The organism is Parabacteroides sp. AF39-10AC (assembly GCF_003635405.1).
GTDB lineage: Bacteria > Bacteroidota > Bacteroidia > Bacteroidales > Tannerellaceae > Parabacteroides > Parabacteroides distasonis.
On sequence record NZ_QTLP01000013.1, the window covers coordinates 66,225 to 89,528 of the forward strand.

General features: G+C 45.3%; 19 protein-coding genes. 3 read left to right on the forward strand and 16 right to left on the reverse strand.

The genetic code is table 11. The annotated features are described in order from the left end of the window. Positions 1-54: 54 nt before the first annotated feature. Complete coding sequence (locus tag DW033_RS13120; protein WP_005858047.1) at positions 55-735, forward strand: queuosine precursor transporter; 681 nt, start codon at positions 55-57, stop codon at positions 733-735. A 25-nt stretch (positions 736-760) separates the two neighbouring features. On the opposite strand, the gene DW033_RS13125 is transcribed toward DW033_RS13120, so the two are convergent. From DW033_RS13125 to rbsK, 14 genes are all read right to left on the reverse strand, one after another. Beyond that, entirely contained in the window at positions 761-1,375 is a 615-nt protein-coding gene (locus DW033_RS13125) for an HAD family phosphatase (RefSeq protein ID WP_122382819.1), read from the reverse strand. 1 nt (position 1,376) lies between these two features. Continuing rightward, the gene (locus tag DW033_RS13130; RefSeq protein ID WP_048927860.1) at positions 1,377-2,714 is read right to left on the reverse strand and encodes an ABC transporter substrate-binding protein; all 1,338 of its coding nucleotides are present in this window, start codon (positions 2,712-2,714) and stop codon (positions 1,377-1,379) included. A 6-nt stretch (positions 2,715-2,720) separates the two neighbouring features. Further along, positions 2,721-3,509 carry an ABC transporter permease gene (locus tag DW033_RS13135; protein ID WP_005858053.1) on the reverse strand — a complete coding sequence of 263 codons (789 nt, stop codon included), beginning with the start codon at positions 3,507-3,509 and terminating at the stop codon, positions 2,721-2,723. After that, positions 3,509-4,306 carry an ABC transporter permease gene (locus DW033_RS13140; protein ID WP_005858055.1) on the reverse strand — a complete coding sequence of 266 codons (798 nt, stop codon included), beginning with the start codon at positions 4,304-4,306 and terminating at the stop codon, positions 3,509-3,511. Before DW033_RS13140 ends, DW033_RS13135 begins: the two co-directional genes overlap by 1 nt. A 12-nt stretch (positions 4,307-4,318) precedes the next feature. Further along, positions 4,319-5,707: a polyamine ABC transporter ATP-binding protein gene (potA, locus tag DW033_RS13145; protein ID WP_121956415.1), complete on the reverse strand. Its 1,389-nt coding sequence runs from the start codon at positions 5,705-5,707 to the stop codon at positions 4,319-4,321. A 315-nt stretch (positions 5,708-6,022) separates the two neighbouring features. Further along, positions 6,023-9,466, reverse strand: a complete 3,444-nt coding sequence (locus tag DW033_RS13155) for an alpha-L-rhamnosidase (RefSeq protein ID WP_122382821.1) — start codon at positions 9,464-9,466, stop codon at positions 6,023-6,025. 94 nt (positions 9,467-9,560) lie between these two features. Continuing rightward, entirely contained in the window at positions 9,561-10,961 is a 1,401-nt protein-coding gene (gene fumC, locus DW033_RS13160) for a class II fumarate hydratase (protein WP_121962255.1), read from the reverse strand. Positions 10,962-11,112: 151 nt separating this feature from the next. Beyond that, a complete protein-coding gene (locus DW033_RS13165) occupies positions 11,113-12,045 on the reverse strand; it encodes a glycosyltransferase family 2 protein (RefSeq protein ID WP_005866377.1) in 933 nt (310 codons plus the stop codon). A 5-nt stretch (positions 12,046-12,050) separates the two neighbouring features. Next, positions 12,051-12,431, reverse strand: coding sequence for a GtrA family protein (locus DW033_RS13170; RefSeq protein ID WP_005858065.1), 381 nt, complete (start codon positions 12,429-12,431; stop codon positions 12,051-12,053). After that, positions 12,418-13,167 carry a hypothetical protein gene (locus DW033_RS13175; RefSeq protein WP_005866375.1) on the reverse strand — a complete coding sequence of 250 codons (750 nt, stop codon included), beginning with the start codon at positions 13,165-13,167 and terminating at the stop codon, positions 12,418-12,420. The genes DW033_RS13170 and DW033_RS13175 overlap by 14 nt, the downstream gene beginning before the upstream one ends. 89 nt (positions 13,168-13,256) lie before the next feature. Then, on the reverse strand, positions 13,257-14,258 hold the full coding sequence (locus DW033_RS13180) for a GRP family sugar transporter (RefSeq protein ID WP_008774266.1): 1,002 nt from the start codon (positions 14,256-14,258) through the stop codon (positions 13,257-13,259). Between the two features lie 6 nt (positions 14,259-14,264). Next, a complete protein-coding gene (locus DW033_RS13185; RefSeq protein WP_122382822.1) occupies positions 14,265-15,281 on the reverse strand; it encodes a nucleoside hydrolase in 1,017 nt (338 codons plus the stop codon). A gap of 12 nt (positions 15,282-15,293) precedes the next feature. Beyond that, on the reverse strand, positions 15,294-16,850 hold the full coding sequence (locus tag DW033_RS13190) for an ADP-ribosylglycohydrolase family protein (RefSeq protein WP_005866369.1): 1,557 nt from the start codon (positions 16,848-16,850) through the stop codon (positions 15,294-15,296). Positions 16,851-16,871: 21 nt separating this feature from the next. Further along, positions 16,872-17,795 (reverse strand): ribokinase, encoded by a 924-nt coding sequence (rbsK, locus tag DW033_RS13195; protein ID WP_048927807.1) that lies wholly within the window; start codon positions 17,793-17,795, stop codon positions 16,872-16,874. A 228-nt stretch (positions 17,796-18,023) separates the two neighbouring features. On the opposite strand from rbsK, the gene DW033_RS13200 reads away from it, so the two are divergent. Then, positions 18,024-19,544 carry a hypothetical protein gene (locus DW033_RS13200; RefSeq protein WP_009017153.1) on the forward strand — a complete coding sequence of 507 codons (1,521 nt, stop codon included), beginning with the start codon at positions 18,024-18,026 and terminating at the stop codon, positions 19,542-19,544. Positions 19,545-19,564: 20 nt separating this feature from the next. Here DW033_RS13200 and DW033_RS13205 read toward each other — a convergent pair whose 3' ends face one another. Continuing rightward, positions 19,565-19,918, reverse strand: coding sequence for a helix-turn-helix domain-containing protein (locus DW033_RS13205; RefSeq protein WP_048927806.1), 354 nt, complete (start codon positions 19,916-19,918; stop codon positions 19,565-19,567). A 166-nt stretch (positions 19,919-20,084) separates the two neighbouring features. On the opposite strand from DW033_RS13205, the gene DW033_RS13210 reads away from it, so the two are divergent. Continuing rightward, positions 20,085-20,615: a DJ-1/PfpI family protein gene (locus DW033_RS13210; RefSeq protein WP_005858081.1), complete on the forward strand. Its 531-nt coding sequence runs from the start codon at positions 20,085-20,087 to the stop codon at positions 20,613-20,615. Positions 20,616-20,849: 234 nt separating this feature from the next. On the opposite strand, the gene DW033_RS13215 is transcribed toward DW033_RS13210, so the two are convergent. Next, positions 20,850-23,198 (reverse strand): ABC transporter permease, encoded by a 2,349-nt coding sequence (locus tag DW033_RS13215; protein ID WP_122382823.1) that lies wholly within the window; start codon positions 23,196-23,198, stop codon positions 20,850-20,852. Between the last annotated feature and the right edge of the window lie 106 nt (positions 23,199-23,304).

Sequence of the window (23,304 nt, forward strand, 5' to 3'; positions counted from 1 at the left end):
TTTCGTACCTTTGCGCCCCGAGTGCTTGATAAACCTCGTTAAAAACAAGAAGACATGCAAAAAACAGTTACAGTACCTTTCATGCTGCTAGGTATACTTTTTAATATATGCCTTGTAGCGTCCAATCTTTTAGAGACAAAAGTAGTGCAAGTAGGCGGTATAACGGCTACCGCAGGTTTGATCGTATTCCCGATCTCGTATATCATCAATGATTGTATAGCGGAAGTGTGGGGATTCAAGAAGGCACGGCTAATTATCTGGAGTGGCTTCGCCTCTAATTTCCTAGTGATCGCTTTCGCGCAATTGGCGGTATTATTACCGGCCGCCCCTTTCTGGGAGGGGGAGGAAGGTTTCAATTTCGTCTTCGGGATGGCCCCACGTATAGCGGTCGCCAGCTTGATAGCGTTTTTGGCCGGTTCTTTCCTGAACGCCTATGTGATGAGCAAAATGAAAATCGCCTCCAACGGAAAGAATTTCTCGTTACGAGCGATCGTATCTACCCTTATCGGTGAGAGCGCCGATTCCCTGATCTTTTTCCCGATCGCCTTCGCCGGATTGATCCCGGCCGGAGAATTGCTTATCATGATCGGGACGCAGGCGGTACTTAAATCCTTGTACGAGGTTATCATCCTTCCCGTCACCATCCGTGTCGTAAAGTACATCAAGAAAGTAGACGGGAATGATGTGTATGATCTTGGTACCTCGTATAATATCCTAAAGGTTAAAGACATTTAGGCCGGGACCAAACAATGACCGGCCTTCATTTGAATAGATGCGACCAATCCTCCCTTTGCTGCGGCATATAGGACTTCATTCCCAATAATTCAGCCGCCCGGCAATTCACGGAAGCGTCATCAATCAGCATAGTCTCCTCGGCTAAAAGATTCGAGTCCTTCAGTACGTACTCAAAAATATCCACGTTCGGCTTCAGCATATGCAATTCGTAAGAGAGGTAAATCTTATGGAAGAAATCTTGGGCACAAAGACCTTGATAAGAGAAATAGGTATCTTCGGACCATTTCCAATGAAGCTCGTTCGTATTGCTCAGAAGCATCGTATTATAGCGTTCACGAAGCTCCAATAGCAGACGCAACTTATTTTCCGGGACGTCTCCCAACATGGCGATCCATGCCGTGTCGATTTGTTCGTCCGTCAGGGGCTTTCCCGATAAGGCACGAATATCATCGCGAAACTGTTCCACCGAAATCGTTCCCAACTCTAATCGCTCAAACAAGTCCTTATGTTGATAGTTATTCGTGATCTGTTCCCGGATATTCTCCATGCCCAGATTCTCGAAAGCCTCGATACAACGGTTGCGAGTCAAGTTAATAAGCACACCGCCCAAGTCTATAATCAAGTTCTTTATGCCTTCCATATCATTTCTTTTTATACCAGCTACGACGTCTGCGATGTCGTCTTTTCTGTTGATAACGATTGATCCGCTTGTAAACGACCCAGACAAACAACAAGCCGAAAACAGCGAATATCAATATAACAATCCAAGAGTTAAGATTGTCACCTTTTACCCGGCTCCACATTTCCAGAACCACCTCCGTCTCGTTCCCGAAATCACGGATCATGGCACAACGTTCCACGATCTTCCGGTCCGGATATTGAGCCGGGTCTATCTGGATACGCTCCGCTCCCGGTCCGAAGAAATAACTTACGTCCGAGAACTCGGTCAGCGTCGTATCGATCTTTTCCGCCAATATTTCCGGGGTAGCCACGGTGCTGACATATCCGGTCACTTCCATATTACGGCTGACGATGTCCGGACGGCATAGATAGTTCATAAAATAACTGGCGGCCTTCACGTTGCGAGCGTATTTAGGGATCGCCCAACCATCGTACCAGATATTACTACCCTCCAAAGGAACCTCATACCCCAGATCTACGCCTACGGCACTCGCCTCTTCCATGGCCCAGACCGCGTCGCCGCTCCAAGTGAAATTCAGCCACGCCTTTCCTTTCGTCATCATCTCCTTACCGAAATCGGCCTCCCAACCGGCGATATTCGGTTTCATTTTCTTTAAGTATTCCTCGGCGATAGCGATCATTTCCGGGGAGCTATCGTTCATCAATTGCTCCACCGTGATCGTACCATTCGCCAATTCCCTCGCATGGGCGTATATGATAGCGGTTCCATAAGCGTCACGATAACTATCCTTCATCAAGATCTTATTCCTGAAACGAGGGTCCCAAAGGCATTTCCACGACATTACCTCGTCCCTCGAGACATCGGCTTTATTATACAACAGGCCGGCGGTTCCCCACATATAAGGAACCACGTAGTCGGTAGTCTTACGGCCCGGCTGACTTAACTTATTCAGTTCCTTTTGGATATAGGGGGAGACATTGTCGATATAATCCGGTGTCTTCCCGAAATTACGGTCGATCGGTAGCAAGAGATTTTTCCGCAGCATGCGCTCAAGGATATACTCCGAAGGGCAAATCAAGTCAAAATCCTCATGTCCCCGCTCGATCTTGGTCAACATGATCTCGTTGATATCAAAGACCTGATAGATAATCCGGACTTCCTCACCCGTCTGTTCCTTATACCATTTCGGGAAATCCGTCAGGACGTCCTCGTCGATATAATCTCCCCAGTTATAAATCTTCAATATCTTGCTTCTCTCCTCGTCCGAGCGCCCGCAAGAAGTGAACAGCCCCATAAGCAGGGCCAAAACAGACAGAATCGATATAAATTTCTTCATTTTCATTTACGCTCGCTTCGCTTTCTCAGCACGTTTATTTATAACAATCAACAATACTAACACGGTTACGAATATAATCGTTGAGAGGGGACGCAACTCCGGGGTCAAACCTCCTTTCCGGGCATCCGCGTAGATAAAGGTGGAAAGGGTTTCCAAGCCCTCATTACCAATCGTAAATATGGTCACGGCGAAATCGTCGATAGACAGCGTGAAGGCAAGGATAAAGCCACTGATCATACCCGGACGGATTTCCGGGAAGATCACCTTCCGCAAGGCCTGAAACGGAGTCGCCCCCAAATCCAACGCCGCCTCGTAGATATTCTGGTTCATTTGTTTCAAGCGAGGCATGACGCTTAATACCACATACGGCGTACAGAACGTGATATGCGCCAGCACGACCGTCGTCAAACCTTGAGAGATCCCTAAGCTGACAAACAACAGGAACAAGGAAATACCGGTAATGATATCCGGATTCAACATCGGGATGTTATTGACAAAACTCACGGCATTACGGGCCCTTGCCTTCAAATTAAAGATCCCGATAGCGGCTACGCTCCCCAACAAGGTAGATACCGTAGCGGCTATCATGGCGATAGCGAACGTATTCCAAAGGGCGCTGACCAACGAATGTTGTACGTTGCCGGCAAAAAGAGAGCTATATAATTTCGTGGAGAACCCGGTCCAGTTACCCAGTACTTTCGCCTCCGTAAACGAGAAGATCATGATAATCAAGATTGGCGAGTAGAGCAATAATAACAAAGCCCATAGATATCCCTTAGCTAAATATTTCACCATCAGATAAGCCCTCCCTCATTCGCCGAATCACTGCTCTCATTGCTGAACAATCCCGTGATTCCGATTAATAACAACATGATAAGAGAAAGCGCCGCCCCGTAGTTCCACATACCGTTATTGATATTCTCCTGTATGGTCGTACCGAAGAGCTTGATATTGTTCATCGTCAACAACTCGGCGATGGCAAACGTAGAGATGGTCGGCATAAACACCATCATGATACCGCTCATCACTCCCGGCATCGATAGTGGGAATACGGCCTTGATAAATACCTGCGACGGATTCGCCCCCAAGTCTTGCGCCGCCTCTATCAAGCTGTGATCCATTTTCTGGAGCGTATTATAAATCGGGTAGATCATAAAGGGCAGGAAGTTGTACACCATACCAAAGATCAAGGCCCCCTCTCCCAGCGGGAAATTCAAGAAATCGAACAAAGCCACGGTAGCCAACGTACGGATCAAGATATTGACCCACATCGGAAGGATAAACAAAACGACCATCGTACGGGAAGTATTAAACCGGGCTTGGCTCAATATCCAAGCGGCCGGATATCCCAGCAGCAGACAAAGAATGGTCGTTATCAAAGCGATCCCGACTGAATACACGAAGGTGTTTATCGCCTCGGGATGGATCATAAACTTACGGAAATTGGCGAAGGTAAACATCCCCTCGTCATTCGTAAAGGCGTAATACACGATCAGGAGGAGCGGTATCACGACAAAGATGGCCAAGAACAGGACATAAGGAATGGTCCAGTTCCTTCGTCTCATAAAAAATGCAGAAAACGTATTGATCACTTCCTTCCCTTTTTAAGCATGAATAATTCGAATTTTATCCGGGGCGATCGTTATGCCGACATGGTCTCCATCATCCCAAACATCGTTGGTATCGACAAAGATGTCCTCGTCCCAATCCGTAAACACGGTCAGATGATAATGGTTGCCTTTGTAGAGGATAAATTTCACCTCTCCGGTCAGGCGACCGTCTTCCTCGTTATCCTCCAAGATCACATCTTTAAAATCGATCTCGACTTTCACAGGCGTATTTGGCTCTATATCGGTTACCTCCTTGCATTCGAACGTACAGCCTAGGAATTCCACATGCGTAGCGTCGATGAGCTTTCCCTCGAAGGTATTGCAAATACGCTCTTTCTTCATTACATGGATATCGAAAGGCTTGATAAGAAGCCCGACCTCGCTACCCGCCTCGAACGGGTGGTAATCCTGTACCATGAACTCGTATCCGTTCGGGGTTTGCACCATCATCTCATAATGCACGCCCTTAAAGATGGAGGAGGTTACCGTACCCGTCAGCATCGCCGCCTCCGACGGCTCGAAGATGTAAATATCCTCGGGGCGCAACACGACATCTACCGGCATTTGCTCCCCGAATCCCTCATCCACGCACTCGAACTCATGACCGGCGAAAGAGACTTGCTTATCCTTGATCATCGTTCCGTTCAAGATGTTACTCTCACCGATGAAATCAGCGACGAACGAATTGACCGGCTCGTTATAAATATCGATCGGGGTACCGATTTGCTGGATCTTTCCCTCGCTCATGACAACGATCGTGTCGCTCAGCGTCAGCGCTTCCTCTTGGTCGTGGGTCACGTACACGAACGTAATGCCTAAGGACTTATGCATCTCTTTCAATTCCATTTGCATGTCCTTGCGCATCTTCAAGTCCAAGGCCGCCAACGGCTCATCCAGCAATAACACCTCCGGCTCATTCACGATAGCGCGAGCGATCGCCACACGTTGCTGCTGGCCACCGGAAAGGGAATCGACATCCCGATCCTCATAGTCTGTCAACCCTACCATTTTCAACGCCTGTTTCACTTTCTTCTCGATCGTGGCGGAAGGAAGTTTCTTCAGCTTCAGGCCAAAGGCGATATTATTGTACACATTCAGATGTGGAAATAAAGCATATTTCTGAAATACCGTATTTACGGGACGTTTATGCGGCGGCGTCTGCGTAATCTCCTTCCCGGACATCGTGATAACGCCCTCGGAGGCCGTCTGGAAGCCGGCTATCAAACGCAACAGGGTAGTCTTTCCGCAACCGGAAGGCCCCAAAATGGTTACAAACTCGCCCTTGCGGACCTGTAAATTTACATCATTCAGCACGGCCTTCTCGCCAAAATACTTCGATACGTGCTCCACGCTGATAATGCGATCCGATTTTCGTATTGACATTCTCGCTTGATCTAATTAGAATTAAACAATCATGAACAATGTTCTTATTTATTTTTGCGCGAATGTACAGATTTTAATAAGGCCGGGCACTATCGTTTTTACAAAATCTGACCTTACACCGGGTGAGAAGCACCGCATTTCTCCAAGATTCGACCGCGCACCCGGTGTAAACCCCGCATTTCTCCGAGATTCGACCGCGCACCCAGCGCAAGGTCAAATATTTCTCCAAGATTCGACCCCGCGCCCGATGTAAGCCCCGCATTTCTCACAGATTCGACTGCGCACCCGATGCAAGGCCAAATATTTTCTAAATATTCAATCCACACATATCCGGTAGCTCCCCGATCTCAATCGGTACACAGCCTTCCCATCCTTCAACCCCACGGACGTGATACCCTCCTGCCCTTTCTCCATACGAACGGACTTCTCCGATTTAGCGGGCAGATATAAAATAGCCGTCGTATTAGCGGGGATGGTTGCCTCGTATATATAGCCCCTCTTTTGGATTTGCCATCCACTCTCGATACGGCCATAGGCGGAATCGTAATGACCCCGGATGAACGAGAAGGTTCCGCCGATACGGGGTTGAAGGATGATGTGCTTATAGGCGGGTTGTTCCTCATCCCGCTGGATACCCAAGGTATAAGCTATCATCCACTCCTCGATAGCGCCATACGAATAATGGTTGAAAGAGTTCATATCCACAGGGCCGAAGCCATTTACCAACGTGTAGGAATTCCAACGTTCCCAAATCGTGGTAGCGCCTTGCAGGACAGGGTATAGCCATGAAGGATAGGCGGTTTGCTCAAATAATTTATAGGCGACATCGTCATAACCATTGTCGGATAATACCAAATTCAGGTAAGGCGTACCGATAAAGCCAGTCGTAAGCGTATAATTATGTTTCTTGATATTCTCTACCAGATGCCGGATCGCCAAGGGTTTGTTTTTCTCATTGAACAGATCGAACTGGAGAGGAACCACGTATGAGGTCTGCGTATCTACGATTTTCGCCTCGGTAGCCGCCGTTCCGGGCCACATACCTACTTGCGAATCCTTGCCAAAGATAGATTCCACCGTCGGGGCGAACGTGCGTCCTTCCTCGTTTACGAACAGGTCGTTAAAAGACCTCTTCACGTTCTCGTAGAAAGTACGGAAACGCCTTTGGTCCGCGTCCTTCCCTAAACGTTTCGCTACCTGCTCCATAATCAAAGCGTCGTAGGCGGAGTAAGCGGTGTTCGTCAACATGGAATTCGTCGGCTCGATAGCCAGCCAATCGCCGAAACCACCGAAGGGCTGTACATAGCGTATGGCACGACGCTCCAAATAATCCATATAAGCGACCATGGAAGCGTAATGCTGTTCCAGAATACGCACGTCTCCGTATTGTTGATACATTTGCCACGGTACGATCACGCCGGCTTCCATCCATCCCATGGCACCTCCGCCATCCTCCGCGCCGTGAGGCGGGAAACCGACTACGGGTATATAGTTCGCGTAACTACCGTCATCTCCTTGATTATCCCGGACCGAGTAGAGCCAACGGGTGTAAAACGGATCGACATTCATATTATAAGTAGCCGTACGAGCGAATACCTGCGCATCCCCTGTCCAGCCCATACGCTCATCCCGTTGCGGACAATCTGTCGGAACCGACAGGAAATTACCCCGTTGGCCCCAAATGATGTTATTAAACAAACGGTTGACACGCTCGTCCGATGTCTCATAACCGCTCGTCCGCGCACCGATAGATTCCAGCACGATCCCTTTCACCGCCTCCAAGGGTAACGGCTTGTCCAACCCGTGAATCTCCACGTAACGGAAACCATGGAACGTAAAGCGAGGCTCATACGTCTCACCCGCCGCATCCCCTTTCAAGATATAACGATCCGTGGAAAGGGCGCTCCGGTAATTATCCGTATAGACTTGCCCTTTCTTCTCCTTATACATCGCGATCGTGTACGGGGCGACAGGTTCGGTAGGGATCGTTTCCGGATAATTCATCTCCCCGAAACGGATCGTGATTTCCTGTCCGGCCTTTCCCTTGAAAGTCAGACGGGGAACACCGACCATATTCTGCCCCATATCATAGACATAGACGCCGGGGATAGGCTCTACCACGGACTGAGCGGTCAGGGTCACATTATTTTGTATCGGGCTGCCTACATATCCTTGGATCTCCACATTTACCGGAGGAGCGGCGAATAAGGTCGCCGGTTTCCATGACGAGTCATCAAAACCCGGAGCATCCCAGCCGTTCACCTCTTTCCGGGCATCATATTCCTCTCCATTCTGAAGGCCGTTAAAAGTGATCGGTCCCCGGTCATAACATTTCCAGCTATCATTCGTAACGATCGTCTCACGAGTACCGTCGGCATACTCGATCACGATCTTTCCCAATAAGGACTGGCGGGTTCCGTATTGATCCTGCCAACCGGTAAGGAAACCGCTATGCTCGCTCCACCATCCGGCGCCCAACATCGCCCCGATACCATTATCGCCCGGTCGTAGCAAATCCGTTATATCATACGTATTATACATGATACGGTAACGGTAATCCGTCCAACCCGGATTCAGATAATCCTTTCCAACCTTCTGCCCGTTCACCGAGAACTCGTAGACACCCCTAGCGGTAGCGTATAAACGGGCGCTCTTGACCGGTTTCTCTATCTTTATCGCTTTCCGGAGCATGGGAGCGGATACGTTCTCGCCCGGATACCAGACATTGAGCTTTCCCTCCCCTTTCTCCACATAAGTCTCGGCAGGATTGTACAGAAGCGTATTCCACGTATCCTCGCTGATACGCAAGTTGGAGAATGTAGCGGTCTGCCCTTTAGGTTGCAGGAAACCGATCGCGTACAAACGGCAATGATAAGCCAACTCTCCATCCGGATAAGGATACACGGTGAAAGCCCCTTCCTTGCCTCCCCAGAAATCACCACGGCTCTTCCGTTCTTTCTCCTCGGGAGTCAAAGAGGAATTCACCAAGGTCTTTCCATCGATCTCTATATCCACGAAATATTTCAAGGCATATTGGGCCGTCGTCACCTTCAACCGGATATGATGCGCCTTATGCTTATCCGAGGCTGGGATGATGGAGGCCAGACTCTCCGAGGCGTCTTGCGTCGTTTTTCCATCCGTGGTATGGCGTAGAATGAAACGGGCGTCCCCCGAACCATTCAAGTCCAGTTCAGCAGACACATAATTATCAGCGTCCCTCGCCCCAAAGACAAATGCGGCTTTATCATTACCCTCGGCCACCCGCACATCATAGTCGATCACATAATGCGAGCGATATTTGGAGAGTTGTGTCTCCGACGAGCCGATCCAACGGGCGCCACTCCATCCGGAACCCAGAAGACCGGTCTCGAACCACGCAGGCTCGGTGGAGGTAATTTCCGTTCCCGATTCATCCCATACGGAAACTTTCCAATAATAGCGAGTGGAAGGTTGTAATGCTTTTCCTTGATAAACTACGCCGACCGATTCCCCGGAAAGAACCTTTCCCGAATCATAGATATAACGCCCGGCAGCTAATTGCTCCGGACTATCGGCCACCCATAACCGATAAGCCTGCCCACAGGCCCCATAGCGATCGGACTCCATCTGCCAGTTAAAACGTGGCTGACTGACATCAATTCCCAGTGGATTGGTTTGATACTCAACCTGTAGGTTCTTCAATACGGTAACCGCACCCAGAGGTAACCATCCGGCCAGCAACCCTAAGATTATAGACAAAATACATCGTGTGCTCTTCATAATACAAAGAATTAAAATGATAACGGTACAAAAATATCCATTATTATCTTAACTCTTTGTTTCATTTTTGGGAGAAGATGTAGCAGTTTTGACACTACTCAATCTTTCCTACCATCTTGGACGGGTCTACCCAACGATCAAACTCCTCGGCGGTCACATAACCGGACTCGATAGCCGCCTCCCGCAAAGTCTTATTTTCTTGATAGGCTTTCTGGGCGATAGCGGCGGCCTTGTAATATCCTATTTTCGGATTCAAGGCGGTAACCAGCATTAAGGAGCTATCCAGATGGCGTTTGATGTTTTCGTTCACCGGGGTAATGCCTTTTACGCAACGTTCACTGAAATTCAGGCAACCGTCACCAATCAAGCGGGCGCTTTGCAAGAAGTTCGAGATAATCACCGGCTTAAATACGTTCAACTCGAACTGCCCGTTGGAGCCGGCTATCGAGATTGTCACGTCGTTACCCATTACTTGAGCGGCGAGCATCGTCAATGACTCGCATTGCGTAGGATTCACCTTTCCCGGCATGATGGAGGAACCCGGCTCGTTCTCCGGCAAATGGATCTCACCGATACCGGCACGAGGACCTGAGCCCAACATTCGTATATCGTTCGCGATCTTCATTAAGCTGACCGCTACGGATTTCAAGGCTCCATGCGCCTCAACCAAGGCATCATGGGTAGCTAGGGCCTCGAATTTATTCGGAGCGGTTACAAAAGGAAGCCCAGTCAACTCTGATATCTTCTTAGCGACACACTCGTCATAATTGACTGGGGCGTTAATACCAGTCCCAACCGCCGTACCTCCTAAAGCCAACTCGGAGATATGCGACAGGGAATCCTTTACTTTCCGTATACCATATTCCAATTGAGCCGCATAGCCACTGAACTCTTGCCCCAATGTCAATGGAGTGGCATCCATAAAATGAGTCCTCCCGATCTTCACGATCTTCATGAACTCCTCACTTTTTAGCGCCAAGGCACGATACAGACTCTCCAATCCCGGTATCGTCACCTCCGCAGTCACCTTATAGGCGGCAATATGCATAGCGGAAGGAAACGTATCATTGGAGGATTGCGATTTATTCACGTCATCGTTCGGAAGCAGCACTTTCTCCTTATCCGTTAGCTTTCCTCCGCTCAGCACATGTGCCCGGTTGGCGATCACCTCATTGACATTCATATTCGTCTGGGTCCCGCTCCCCGTTTGCCATACGATCAAGGGGAAGGAGTCATTTAATTTACCCGCCAAGATCTCGTCGCATACCTTACCGATCAACTCGCATTTCTCCGGAGACAAGACGCCGGCGTCTTTATTAGCCAAAGCCGCTCCTTTTTTCAAGTAAGCGAACGCCTCTATCACCTCTTTGGGCATCCGGCTAATATCGGTGGCGATCTTGAAATTATTCACGCTCCGTTGTGTTTGCGGCCCATAATAAACGTCCACCGGCACTTCCACCTCACCTAAGGTATCTTTCTCTATTCTATACTTCATGACACATAAGTTTTATTAATCTCTTCTATGTATAAACTATCCGGATATCGAATTGTTTATGTTACATATCACAAGTATATCATGAAAAGACATTTATCATGGAACAGAATTCAGATCATAGAAAAACGGCTTATTTCGCCTCCGATGTTTTTTAATAGTTTTTCTTCTCGTCAATAATGTATTCGGGACGGGCCTTGATCTCGTCAAAGAGGATACCGACATATTGCCCTAACACGCCGACCGTCAATAACTGTACACCTCCAAAGAAGATAATGGAAGTCATGATAGAAGTCCAGCCAACCTCGGCGTTACTAAAACCATAGATCTTGCCCAACGTGAACCAAACCGCCAAGATTATACCGACCAATACGGATATAAACCCGAGACTCGTCGCCAAACGCAACGGCTTCTTCGAGAAATAAAGCATTGCCGTCGACGCGAATTTCAGCATCTTACTAATCGGATATTTCGTCTCGCCGGCGATACGCGCCTCACGCTCATAATAAAACGGCACTTGGTGGAAGCCCACCCAGCTTATCAAGCCACGGATATATTTTCCCCGTTCCTTAAAACGGTCGAACTCATTCATCACCTTCCGGTCCACTAAACGGAAATCTCCTGTATCCAGCGGGAAATGGACCTCGCTCATATAATTCATCACCCGGTAAAAAGCCTTGGAGGTGAACAGCTTGAAAAGACTCTCCCCTTCCCGTGACTTACGGACGCAATAAACCACGTTGGCATCCTCTCTCTCCTGCACTTCCAGCAGATCCGGAATCAATTCCGGCGGATCCTGCATATCGGCGTCGATGATAATCGCCAAATCAGCGTCACAGTTATTGATACCCGCCGTTACCGCCGGTTGATGACCGAAATTCCGGGAGAAGTGAATCACCTTCACATGAGGATCGGTTGCGGCTATATGATCCAACAAAGAACGTGTCTTATCCTGACTGCCATCATTTATATAGATAATCTCCGTAGGGTTCGGCAACTTTACCAAGACCTCTTTCGTACGCCGATACGATTCCTCGATCACGGCTTCCTCGTTATAACACGGGACTATAACCGCTAACTTCTTCATGCCTTTTAAGCTTTAAAGGTATAAAACTTATTTACTAAAAAATTAATCACCGTATAGAAAGCCATTCCAATCAAGTGGTTGTAGTAATGATCGATCGTAAGTCGGGAATTCAAGATCAGTACCAATCCGTACTGTAAGGCATAACAAATAATGAAAGCGATCGTGAACCGAACTGCCCCTTTCGTCCATCCGGTGGAACTTCCCTTGAAAGTCCATTGCTTGTTCCAGATGAAACTGTTTAATATGCCTGCCACATATCCCGTTAAGTTAGATAAACCTTCCCGGCATCCGAAGAGTTTCATCATCACCCAGATAACAATCATCGTTATCAAGGTATTGCTCAACCCGACTACACCATACTTAATAGCTTGCTTAATCGTCTCCATTCTTACTTATAATCTCGGAAATCTCCTCGGGTGTCAATTCCTTGACATTCGTGATCGTGAAAACATTCGAGAGGAAATCGCCGTATTGGTTACATTCATTGATCACCCGGTCCAACGTGGCTTTTATATCCGTACGCACCGGGATCAAGAACACCAGCTCCACATACTGCTCACCGATCGTCAAACGCTCGATCTCGCAGTCCGTTTTCGGCAGATAATAAGCGAACTCCCGCTCGATTGTCTGCCGCTGATATTCTTGGAAAGGTTTCTTGCCTTTAGACGTCATCAAGACATAGAAACGCAGCTTCTCCCCTTTTCCTCCCAAGCCGGTCGAGATATAAATTTGTTTCTCGTCGGAGAAATCGGACTCTAAAGAGATACGAGACTCCATCAAAGCCATGTAGGCCCAATCTGTCACTTCCGGGTCCGGATGCTGGGTGTATTCCTCCAACAATCGGTACGCACGGACGGATTTCGAGGTAGCCAATTGAGATAACAAATATCTCTTCTCGGTCTTGTCCGTGGTTTCCTCCGTCAACAAAGTGTTGTACAGGGTCTCGCACTCATCCTCCGATAAGGGACGGGGAGGCCGGTTTTCCTTCCGTACGTTTTCCGAGTATTTGAAATACTCCATCTGAAGTTCAACCGGCACACGCTGTTCTAGTATATGGAAATGTCCCTCCATCCTGCTGAAGGAATCACGGAACTTTTTGAATACATCACCTTCTTCTTTCATAGATCGTCTTTTTTCGTTATTAAACTCCCATAAACAAGAAACAAGAACAAAGGTAATGTTTTTTCCGGAATAAATAAAAATAACGTTATTTAAGCTCCCGCATAAATTAAGAACCCAAGTCCGATCACGAATAAAATAAACATCCCGACATTCAGACGATTGGAAATGGCTGGCGCTCCCTTGAACTCTTTCCAGATAAGGATGCCCCATAAAGCGGAGACTAGCGTGGCTCCTTGCCCCAATCCGTAAGATATAGCCGCTCCCGCCTTCTCTGACGCTATCATACTGAAAGATTGACCGATACACCAGATAACACCCCCCAATACACCCACGAGATGCGTACTCATATCTCCTTTAAAATAACCGGATATGGAGACAGGCTTACCTTCCACCGGATGTTTCATTGCCAATGTGTTAAATAAGAAATTACTAACAAATACTCCTATGGCAAAAACAAATACGGCGGTATAAGGCGTCAACTTCCCGGGTGCCGGAGAAGCGAAATTCTCCATGTCCATGGAAGCGGCGACAAAACGATAGAAAAAGGCCATGATCACGCCGGCCACAACCGATATAAGGATCCCCTTCCCCGATACTTTCTTGGTACCGACCAAGGCTTTCTTATAAGCCAGGCCATTCAAGATGATGGCGACCGTGATTAAGGCTACACCGATAAAGATATAAGTCGGTTCCCCCTTCGCCGCCCCGAAATAGTTAACCAATACGCCTAGCACCAAGGCCAATCCGATCCCTACCGGAAAAGCGACCGACAATCCGCAAATGGCGATCGCCGCAGACAACAAGATATTGGCAGCATTAAAAATAATACCGCCCAAAAAGGCACTCCCTAAACTAGCGAGATTCGCTTGCGCCAAATCCGGCAGGAAACTGCGTCCTTCCGTCCCGATGCTGCCCAAGGTAAAGCCGGAAATCAGAGAAAGGAGCAAGACACCAATCACGTAGTCCCAATAGAAGAACTCATATCTCCAAGTCTTGGAGGCTAATTTCTGCGTATTCCCCCACGATCCCCAACAAAGCATCGTAACGACACAGAATATGACAGCTAAAGAATAATCTTGTACGATATACATAAAATACTATTTAATAGATGGTTGATGCATCATATAATTCTCTATCAAGGAAGCGACCTCCGTAGGCGGCATCTTCTCGATCAAACGAAGATCACGGCCATTGGGATTTGCCACCCAATTGTTAGTCCCCTCATCATCTACGACATGAAAGGTTCCTCGCTCTACATCGAAATAAGGCTCATAACCTTTTATAGCGATCAATACCGCCGTATGATCCCAGCTCATGCGCCCTTCCGGGTCTCCCTCGGCGAAACAAAGGGCATATGCATCTTTTACAGGACTGTTCTCCACGTTCATTTGCACCAGTTTCTTTCCGGTCAAGATTACGTTCCCGATCTCAAAACCGCTAAAGACAATCTCTGTAGGCCATTCATCCGCTACGACTTTCGAGGCAGGGACATCGCAATACACATTAAATTCTTTTCCTTCCGGAAACAGGCCCGCCATAGAAACCAAACGTTTCACTTTCTTGGCGACTAATTCCTTTCCGGAGAGATCGCTATATTCATCAGCTCCCGATTGAAGCAAGTCCCTTAAATTAGAGAAGAAACCAATCGTACAAATAACAACGCTGGTATCCGGTTGTTCGCTCAGAATCTTACGGTACACCTTCAGAGCATCCGGAGCGTCGGAAGTCTTCGCCGTATGATGCGGATAGTTAGCGGGTAACTCGTCTGTCCACTTCGTTTTATGCCAAGTAGTCAAGGAGGCCCCCGGTTCGCTCTTTGGTGCCCCTACCGGTATGTCCGGACGGTTGAAATAAGTATTCAACACCTCAATGCAAGGTACCACCCGCTCATCATAGTTGGAGGAAAGAGTCGCAAGGATATTTACCTGACCGCTATCCGCCAAGGCATGCATCAAGGCCATAGCGCCCACATCATCATAGTCCGGACCTAAATCAGTATCTAGAATAAGATTTACCGGTTGAGGCTTATCGGTTTGAGGAATATTTTTCGACACATTTCCCTTACAGGAAATCAACAAGGCAAATAAGCCCATCAGAAACAATGATTTCTTCATAATCTTTATAATTTATTGGTGAACAATCTCTTTCGGAGCATCCGAGTAAATCAGTATCTCGCTGAAATGAACGGAGACATCATTACGTGGATTTAGCCATTTAAACGTAGCCGTATGTTTTCCCTTGGGCAGCTGATACTTCCAGAACAGGTCGTTCCTACGAGTCGTATAGGATGCCGGAAGGTTCGCCGTCTCAACCAGCTCCCCATCTAGGTACATCTCTACTCTCGCTACGTATTTATCATCTTTAGCGTTCACAAAGCCTTTGAATACGGCGCCTGTTCCCTCAAAAGGCAGTTCTCCTACATCGGGCAAATTCTTATTAACCGCCACTTTCTCTATCGGATACATACCCTCGAAAGCCTTCTCGTAACGAACGGCTACAGGTTGCTGGCATTTGATCGTCACCTCGTCACCTGAAACGGAACCGCCGTTGCGCTCTATCACTTGCAACGCTTGATCGAAGCCCATTTGGTAAGTCTTATTCAATGAGATGGTCGTATAGGCAAAATCCATATTTTCCACTTCTCTCAAGTTCTTCATCCAATAATCCGGTATATGGCTATAACCAAGGATTGTTCCTAAGATACCACCCGCGGAGGCTGGGTTGCAATCCGAGTCTTGTCCGCAACGGGTAGAGATATCCAATGTTTTATAGAAATCTCCCTCACCATAAAGCAAGCCGATAAGAATGTATGCGCTATTGATCACGGCATCAATATTGAACGGAACAAAAACACCATCCGGACAACCAATATCCGAGCTCCATTTCTTCTCACATTCAAACCAAGTGCGTTTCCAATCGTCCGGATATTCCTTATGCCAGCGGATCACATCGCTCATACATTTATAATAGATACTTTGCTCCGGTATCGTCTTCAATGCCTCAGTCACGATAAACTCGATATCATCCGAGATAAACGATAACGAATACATCGCCCCGACATACACACCGCCGTACCAACCATCTCCATAATTCATGATATGCCCGATCTTATCAGAAATCTCGGAAGCCGTATTCGGCATACCCGGCGACATCAGTCCGGCATAGTCCGCCTCGATCTGATAATCAAGATCATCCGCATGCGGGTTATTCAGCCAATGACCGGATGCCGGCGGCATGATCCCTTGTAAAATATTATAACGTGCCGACTGGTTAGCATGCCACAACGTATATCCAGCCGTAGCGAACGCCATGGCGAATGAGTCTACAGGAGCATCCAATCCCAACCGGTCAAAGACATCCACGAACGTAAGGTCCATATAAACATCATCGTATAATCCGGGAACATTCTCGTACCACCATTTGATATACCCGTCCGGCCATACGATCGGTACGTATTCCTGAATCATCGTTCCGTTATATTTGAACTCCGTCGGACCGCCATACGTACAGCCTATGGTTTGTCCGGCCCAACCTCCCTTAATCTTATCCATCAACTTTTCTTTACTAATCGTAAACTCAGCGGGAACCGTCGTTTGATCCTTTGCCGAGGGTTGTTGGGAACATGAGATCGCCCCTATAAATAAAGAGGCAGCCGCTATCATCGCAAATACTGTTTGTTTCATAATATTAGATTGTTTTTTAGATTAATCAAAGATATCTACCTCATTTCGATAAGGAGCGGAAGATTGCGCTCCCACACGAGTCACGGAAATGGCGGAAGCTTTGCAAGCGAATCTCACGGCTTCCCTTAAATCCCGCCCCTCGGCCAAAGCAACCGTTAAAGCACCGTTGAAAATATCCCCGGCCGCAGTAGTATCAACGGCTTCCACTTTTATCGCAGGAACCATATCTACCATGGAATCACAGTAAATCAAAGCTCCTTTTGAACCTAAAGTAATGATTACGTTCTGTACCCCCATCTCCATTATAACTCGCGCAGCCTTCTCCGCGGAAACCTCATCCGTGATCTTCACGCCGGAGATCATCTCCGCCTCTGTCTCATTCGGGGTAATCATATACAGATGGCGGAGTAACGCAGCCGACAATGGTTGAGCTGGAGCCGGATTTAGTATTACTAGCTTATTTTTCTCCCAAGCTGTCTTTGCGACAAACTCAACAGTATCCATCGGTATTTCTAACTGCATTAATATCAACTCGGCTTGTTCTATAGCTTCCTCTGCCTTCGCTAAATCTGTTGGCAGTAAATTCGCATTTGCCCCAGAAGCCACAACAATACAATTCTCAGCATGGGCATCTACCGTAATCAACGCTACACCGGAAGGATTCTTTGAATCTGAGAAAATATAAGAAGTATCTATGCCTTCTTCTTCAAATAATTGCTGAGACTGATGTCCAAATATGTCACTACCTGTTTTACAAATAAATGAAACCTGTCCCCCTAACCGCGCAACAGCAACCGCTTGATTCGCTCCTTTCCCACCCGGGTTCATAAAAAATGTTCCGCCTAATACCGTCTCTCCCGGACGAGGGAGATGATTCGTCTTTATGACCATATCGGTATTGCTACTTCCAACAACCAATATATTATGATTCCGTAAGTCTTTCATGCTTTTCTCTTATTAATCATTCGTTTAACAAAAATATCATATATTCCGCTTGGTACACCAGATTTCATGTTAATTTAAATTCATTCACCGATGTCGCAAATATAAAAAGATCCAAAATATAAAAATCATCAATTAATCTTCATCGTAGATAAACCCAAATCGATATATTTGCATCATACAATTTCTCATATTCACTATATATCAAACACTTGATAACATCAAAAGTCCATGAATAACACATACATATTATTAATGCTTGTCAACACCTTGACAAAAGCTGAGAAAAGATATTTCCATCTTTGCGCAAACCTTCAAAACGGTGATAAGGTATACCTCACCCTTTTTAATCTAATAGACGCTAATACGTCTCCCGAACAGCTGTATACACGCTTTTGTCAGATTCAAGACGGGAAGAGTTTCGAGACCGCAGTCAAACATTTATATCGGGTACTTCTAGAATGTTTAGTTAGACTAAGAGAAAAACAGGATGTCCAAACAAGAATTTTCAATTATATATCAAAGGCTGGCGTATTATTCGAACGAGAAATATTTGATGAAGCTTTCATTGAATTAGATAAAGCAAAAAAATTAGCGATCACTTATGAAAATGATTCCTTGCTTTTATTGATTCGGAGAACGGAACTGAAATACTTAAGCGCTCTTGATTTTAAAACAATCTCAGAAAAGCAGCTGGTAAACAAGCAAATGAAAATCAATGAAGTATTAAAATACGCAAGAACCCTTAATCAACATACACAGCTATACGATATTCTTAAACACCGTTTAATTAACAAAGGCTATATCCGTTCCGACAAACAAAAAGAGGATTTAAACGATCTCGTATTGAGCGAACTCCATTTAATCGCAAACAATTCCTACCAAGGATTCGAAGCGCAAAAGTTACATTTGCTATTCCAAGCCACTTATTATCTTAACTCCGGCAATTATAAATCGGCTATCCGATATTACCAAGAGCTTATCAACTTATTTAACGACAACCAACATTTAATATTAAATCCTCCTATCTACTATTTAAGTGCCATACAAGGTATTTTAGACAGTTTATGTATTGCCGGATTATATCATGAAACTCCCTTTTTCCTTTCTAAACTAGAAGAATTAACACAAAATGAGTACTCCACTGAATTCATCTTACATCTGAAAACCTTGATATATATCTACAAATCCAATAGCTTGTTACAAGCCGGAAACTTTGAACAGGCCTTAGAGCTAAGGGATAAGCAAGAAAATGAATTACTAAAAAAAGTAACATCATTAGGACTTGAGTCTCAATTACGGTTATATCTAAGCTTCGCTGTATTAGGCATGTATACGAAAGATTATGTACAAGCTCGCAAATACATGAAAAAGATATTTAGTTTGGGAAAGTTATTTTGCGCATTTCCTTCTTACAAGATAGCAAGATTGGTAAATCTTTTACTCCAAGCAGAATTAGGCAATTATGATTTCTTTGAGAACGAAATTATTTCCATCAAAAGAAACATCCGCTTCGAGAAACAGACTTATATCACAGAAAAGTTAATATTCAAGTTTATACAGGGCTATCCGCTTCCATCATACGAGAAAGCTAGAAATAAACGCTGGCTACAATACCAAAAAGACATTCAAAAAATCGAACAAGATAAATATGAACGCCAACTTTTAAAGACATTTGATGTCCTTGCTTGGATTGAGAGTAAATTAACCCAACGGTCGCTGGCAGATATTCTTGCAGAAAAAGCTCACTGATAGATTAATGCCAGAGCAAGTCATGACGTATGTAAAACCCGGCTTTCCATAATACCACTCATCTGCTGCAACGCCCAATCCACCAATCCTTGGATATGGGGAATAAGACTTAATCCTCTTTCCGTTAAGCAGTATTCTACTCGGGGAGGAACTTCCGCATAGATCTTTCGTTCGATCAGACCATCCGATTCCAACGTGCGCAAAGTTACGGTCAGCATACGTTGCGATACATCCGCGATGGTTTTATGGATATCACTAAAACGCATGGTACCATTGGCGCTTAAAGTGATAAGCACTAACATAGACCATTTATCTCCTAGCCGGCTCAATACGTCTCTTACGGGGCAATTCCCTGTCGGATGAAAGTTTTTCATTTTTTAACCTTTTCTATTTACTTGAATCTCAACAATGGTTACATCCATGTAAGTTCCTTATTTATAAGTGCCTTCTTGTTTTCTCTAAAAAAGGGACTTACTTTTACACCACAAAAGTAATAAACTTACGAAAAATAACTATTGTATCACTTAATAATTTACGATTATGGCAAAGAAAGTAGCAGTTTTAGCGGTAAATCCAGTAAATGGATTTGGTTTGTTCCAATATTTGGAATCATTTTTCGAGAATGGCATTACTTATAAAGTATATGCGGTAGCCGATTCAAAAGAGATCAAAACGAACTCTGGCATAGCTTTGACAGTAGACGATGTGATCGCTAATTTAAAAGGGCATGAAGATGAATACGACGCAATGGTATTCGCTTGTGGCGATGCGGTTCCTGTTTTCCAGCAGAACGCTAGCAAACAATACAATATCGATCTAATGGATGTGATTAAGAATTTCGGGGAAAAGGGTAAGATTATGATTGGACATTGCGCTGCTGCTATGCTCTTCGACTTCACCGGAATCACGGAAGGAAAGAAGCTCGCGGTACATCCGTTGGCTAAACCTGCCATTAGCAAAGGACAAGCTACAGATGAGGATTCCGTAGTCGATGGCAATTTCTTTACAGCGAAAGAAGAACATTATATCTGTACTATGATGCCTCAAGTATTGGAGGCCTTGAAGAAATAAGTTCTAGGACAAATAAAGCCAACTATTTGAACAAGACAAAATGTAAGGGATGGACTATTCGCATAAATCCTCCCTTACAAATTTCAAGTTAGTTAGAAAAATCGGTTACAATCCAATACCTTATCTGTACTTCCAAAGTATCTTAGCTTCATCAGCAAAGTATCTTAGGTTCGTCGGCAAAGTATGTTAAGTTACTTTGCCGATGAAGTTAACTTCGTTGCCGATGTAAGTTGTCTATAACATATCCACCGGATTCTCATTCGCCGCCCTCCAACTTTGGAACGTGACCACTCCTACCGTCAGGATACTGATCCCTAGCAATGCGACAAAATAAATCAAATAACCGACAGGGGTTTTCTCCATAAAATTACTGGCCCATCTCTCCATAAAATAATAGGAAACCGGAATCGCGATAACAAAACTAATGAGCAAGACCTTTAAATAGACTTTATTCAAACGATATAGTATCTCGCTCACGGAAGATCCATACACCCGCCTTATACCAATTTCTCGCCGCTGATAGTGGACATCAAACAATACCAGACTTAAAATACCTGCCAATGCCATCCAGATAGATAAAACACTGGATAAAATAACCCGGTCACCAAACTGGATTTCTTTTTCATACAGATGCCGGGAGAATGTATCGCAAAACTCAAAATCGGGTAAACATGAAGGGGAAAGTTCGTTGAGCATATTCCTAATATAAAGTAAAACATTCCCTTTATCAGCCCCCGGCATCAACTTTATATAAGCGTAAGGCATATATAATTCCTCATTCGTCACAAAAGAGACAGGATAAGTAGCTAGCAACTCCGATGCTTTATGTGTGGAAGCGATCACCACCTCATCCGTAAATCCTAATACTCGGGCATCATTCCCCCAAAAGGTTTTCATACGGTCACCCACATGAAGGTTTAATTGCCTTTTCGCTTTTTGGTCAAAAACCAAAAGCAACTCTTTATTCCTCCCATCTTCCATCCTTGAGACACGTCCCTCGTTTGCGATGATATCCATAAGGGACAAAAAATTGGGTGATACATTCAAATAATAAAAATAAATAGTCTCTCCATTAAACTCTGCGGCCCCGCCACGATTCTCATTGGTCGCTCCTATCTTACTAGCGGCGAAAGCCACATCCTCAATTCCTGCATAACCACGCAAACGGTTGGTAAAATTCTCTTTATATTTCTCGGTTATCTCCTTATTCAATTCTACGACAACTACATTATCATTCCCGAAACCAAAGGAATGACTCCGCATTGTCTCTATCTGCTTATAAATAAACAGTGACAGGACGATCAATATAATTGAAACCGTATACTGAAAACCAACCAGACATTCCCGCATTCTTTTTCCCTTTGGAGACAAACCGAAAGAACCATTCAGCACGATTCGCTGAGGAATAGAAGTCGCATAAATAGCCGGATATGCACCGGCCAATAGTCCCGCACACAAAGTCATAAATAATCCACCCAAAAAAACTATTCCCTTCATATGAAACCCTCCTCCAATGCAACCTTCATAAACCAATAACAGCAACAAGGATATAGCATAAGACAATAGCGCAAAAAGAAAAGACTCTAACCAAAGAAATCCACGCAACCGCCATACCGAGTCCCCTAGAATTTTGCGGATGTTAATACTTTTTATTCTTGCCGGAACCAATGCCATTGTAAAGTTTATAAAATTAATCACTGCTATCAATACCACTAAAAACGAGGCGCTAAACAACAAATCCGTTTGTCTTTTATTCCCTGATTTTATGTAAGTAACACTATTCATATCATTCATATAATAAATATCGCATAAATTCACCAAACGGGTCTGTACCTCTTGGAGCCTCTCGTATTGCTTGAAGGGAAATGCTTGGTTAAACTGGGAGCAAATGAGATCTTTTTGTGACGGATCATCTAAAAGGACATAACAAAGGAAAATCCAGTTATCCCAATCATCCATACAATAAGTCGACGATAAAGAAGTATAAATGGCATTATTCAATTGTGTGTTTTCCGGGAAATCTTTATAAACTCCTCCTACGACTAGTGATTTTCGTTCCTTGCTCCAAATCTCTTCTTCCGCAAGCAACTCCTTACCAATAGCCGATGACTCGCCAAATATCTTCCGGACCATACTTTCCGGCAAAAGGCATTTCTCCGGATCATCTAAGCAATCCAGTGAACCTTCCACCAATTGGAAGTCAAATATAGAAACGATCCCCGGAGTACAGGTTATCACCGGTTCCTTATAACCTTTGAGAATCTCGTCCCTCCCGATCGTAAAATAAACTTCCCCTATGTAAGGATTTATGATCGTACTTACCAATATATGTGGAGAAGACAAGGCAAATGCTTGGGCGAAAGGCAGGATTTGCGTAGGCCATTGACTTTTACTCGTTACACAATCCAATCGATAAATAGCCTCGGCTTTCGAGTGTATTTTATCAAAAGTTCGTTCGGATTCCGTACGGATAGCTACGCTATTAAATAAAGTAAAGGCGATTACGAGGCCGCATATATTTAGTGTTGCCGCCATTTTATTTGCCTTCAACGTGATAATAAAATTTCGATATATAGAGTTCATGATACGCTTGTTTTTCGTATAAAATAAATTGACACAACTCTCCTCTATGCCCTTGAAGACAGGGCATAATCATGTCTAATTCAGCATACGACAAAGCACATAGCAA

Bases quoted from the DNA above. Each gene is read 5' to 3' on its own strand.
- DW033_RS13135 (WP_005858053.1), bottom strand. From the start codon at position 3,509: ATGGTGAAATATTTAGCTAAGGGATATCTATGGGCTTTGTTATTATTG.
- DW033_RS13125 (WP_122382819.1), bottom strand. From the start codon at position 1,375: ATGGAAGGCATAAAGAACTTGATTATAGACTTGGGCGGTGTGCTTATT.
- fumC (WP_121962255.1), bottom strand. From the start codon at position 10,961: ATGAAGTATAGAATAGAGAAAGATACCTTAGGTGAGGTGGAAGTGCCG.
- DW033_RS13180 (WP_008774266.1), bottom strand. From the start codon at position 14,258: ATGTATATCGTACAAGATTATTCTTTAGCTGTCATATTCTGTGTCGTT.
- DW033_RS13165 (WP_005866377.1), bottom strand. From the start codon at position 12,045: ATGAAGAAGTTAGCGGTTATAGTCCCGTGTTATAACGAGGAAGCCGTG.
- DW033_RS13120 (WP_005858047.1), top strand. From the start codon at position 55: ATGCAAAAAACAGTTACAGTACCTTTCATGCTGCTAGGTATACTTTTT.
- DW033_RS13190 (WP_005866369.1), bottom strand. From the start codon at position 16,850: ATGAAACAAACAGTATTTGCGATGATAGCGGCTGCCTCTTTATTTATA.
- DW033_RS13155 (WP_122382821.1), bottom strand. From the start codon at position 9,466: ATGAAGAGCACACGATGTATTTTGTCTATAATCTTAGGGTTGCTGGCC.
- DW033_RS13215 (WP_122382823.1), bottom strand. From the start codon at position 23,198: ATGAACTCTATATATCGAAATTTTATTATCACGTTGAAGGCAAATAAA.
- DW033_RS13210 (WP_005858081.1), top strand. From the start codon at position 20,085: ATGGCAAAGAAAGTAGCAGTTTTAGCGGTAAATCCAGTAAATGGATTT.
- DW033_RS13175 (WP_005866375.1), bottom strand. From the start codon at position 13,167: ATGAAAGAAGAAGGTGATGTATTCAAAAAGTTCCGTGATTCCTTCAGC.
- rbsK (WP_048927807.1), bottom strand. From the start codon at position 17,795: ATGAAAGACTTACGGAATCATAATATATTGGTTGTTGGAAGTAGCAAT.
- potA (WP_121956415.1), bottom strand. From the start codon at position 5,707: ATGTCAATACGAAAATCGGATCGCATTATCAGCGTGGAGCACGTATCG.
- DW033_RS13185 (WP_122382822.1), bottom strand. From the start codon at position 15,281: ATGAAGAAATCATTGTTTCTGATGGGCTTATTTGCCTTGTTGATTTCC.
- DW033_RS13130 (WP_048927860.1), bottom strand. From the start codon at position 2,714: ATGAAGAAATTTATATCGATTCTGTCTGTTTTGGCCCTGCTTATGGGG.
- DW033_RS13205 (WP_048927806.1), bottom strand. From the start codon at position 19,918: ATGAAAAACTTTCATCCGACAGGGAATTGCCCCGTAAGAGACGTATTG.
- DW033_RS13200 (WP_009017153.1), top strand. From the start codon at position 18,024: ATGAATAACACATACATATTATTAATGCTTGTCAACACCTTGACAAAA.
- DW033_RS13170 (WP_005858065.1), bottom strand. From the start codon at position 12,431: ATGGAGACGATTAAGCAAGCTATTAAGTATGGTGTAGTCGGGTTGAGC.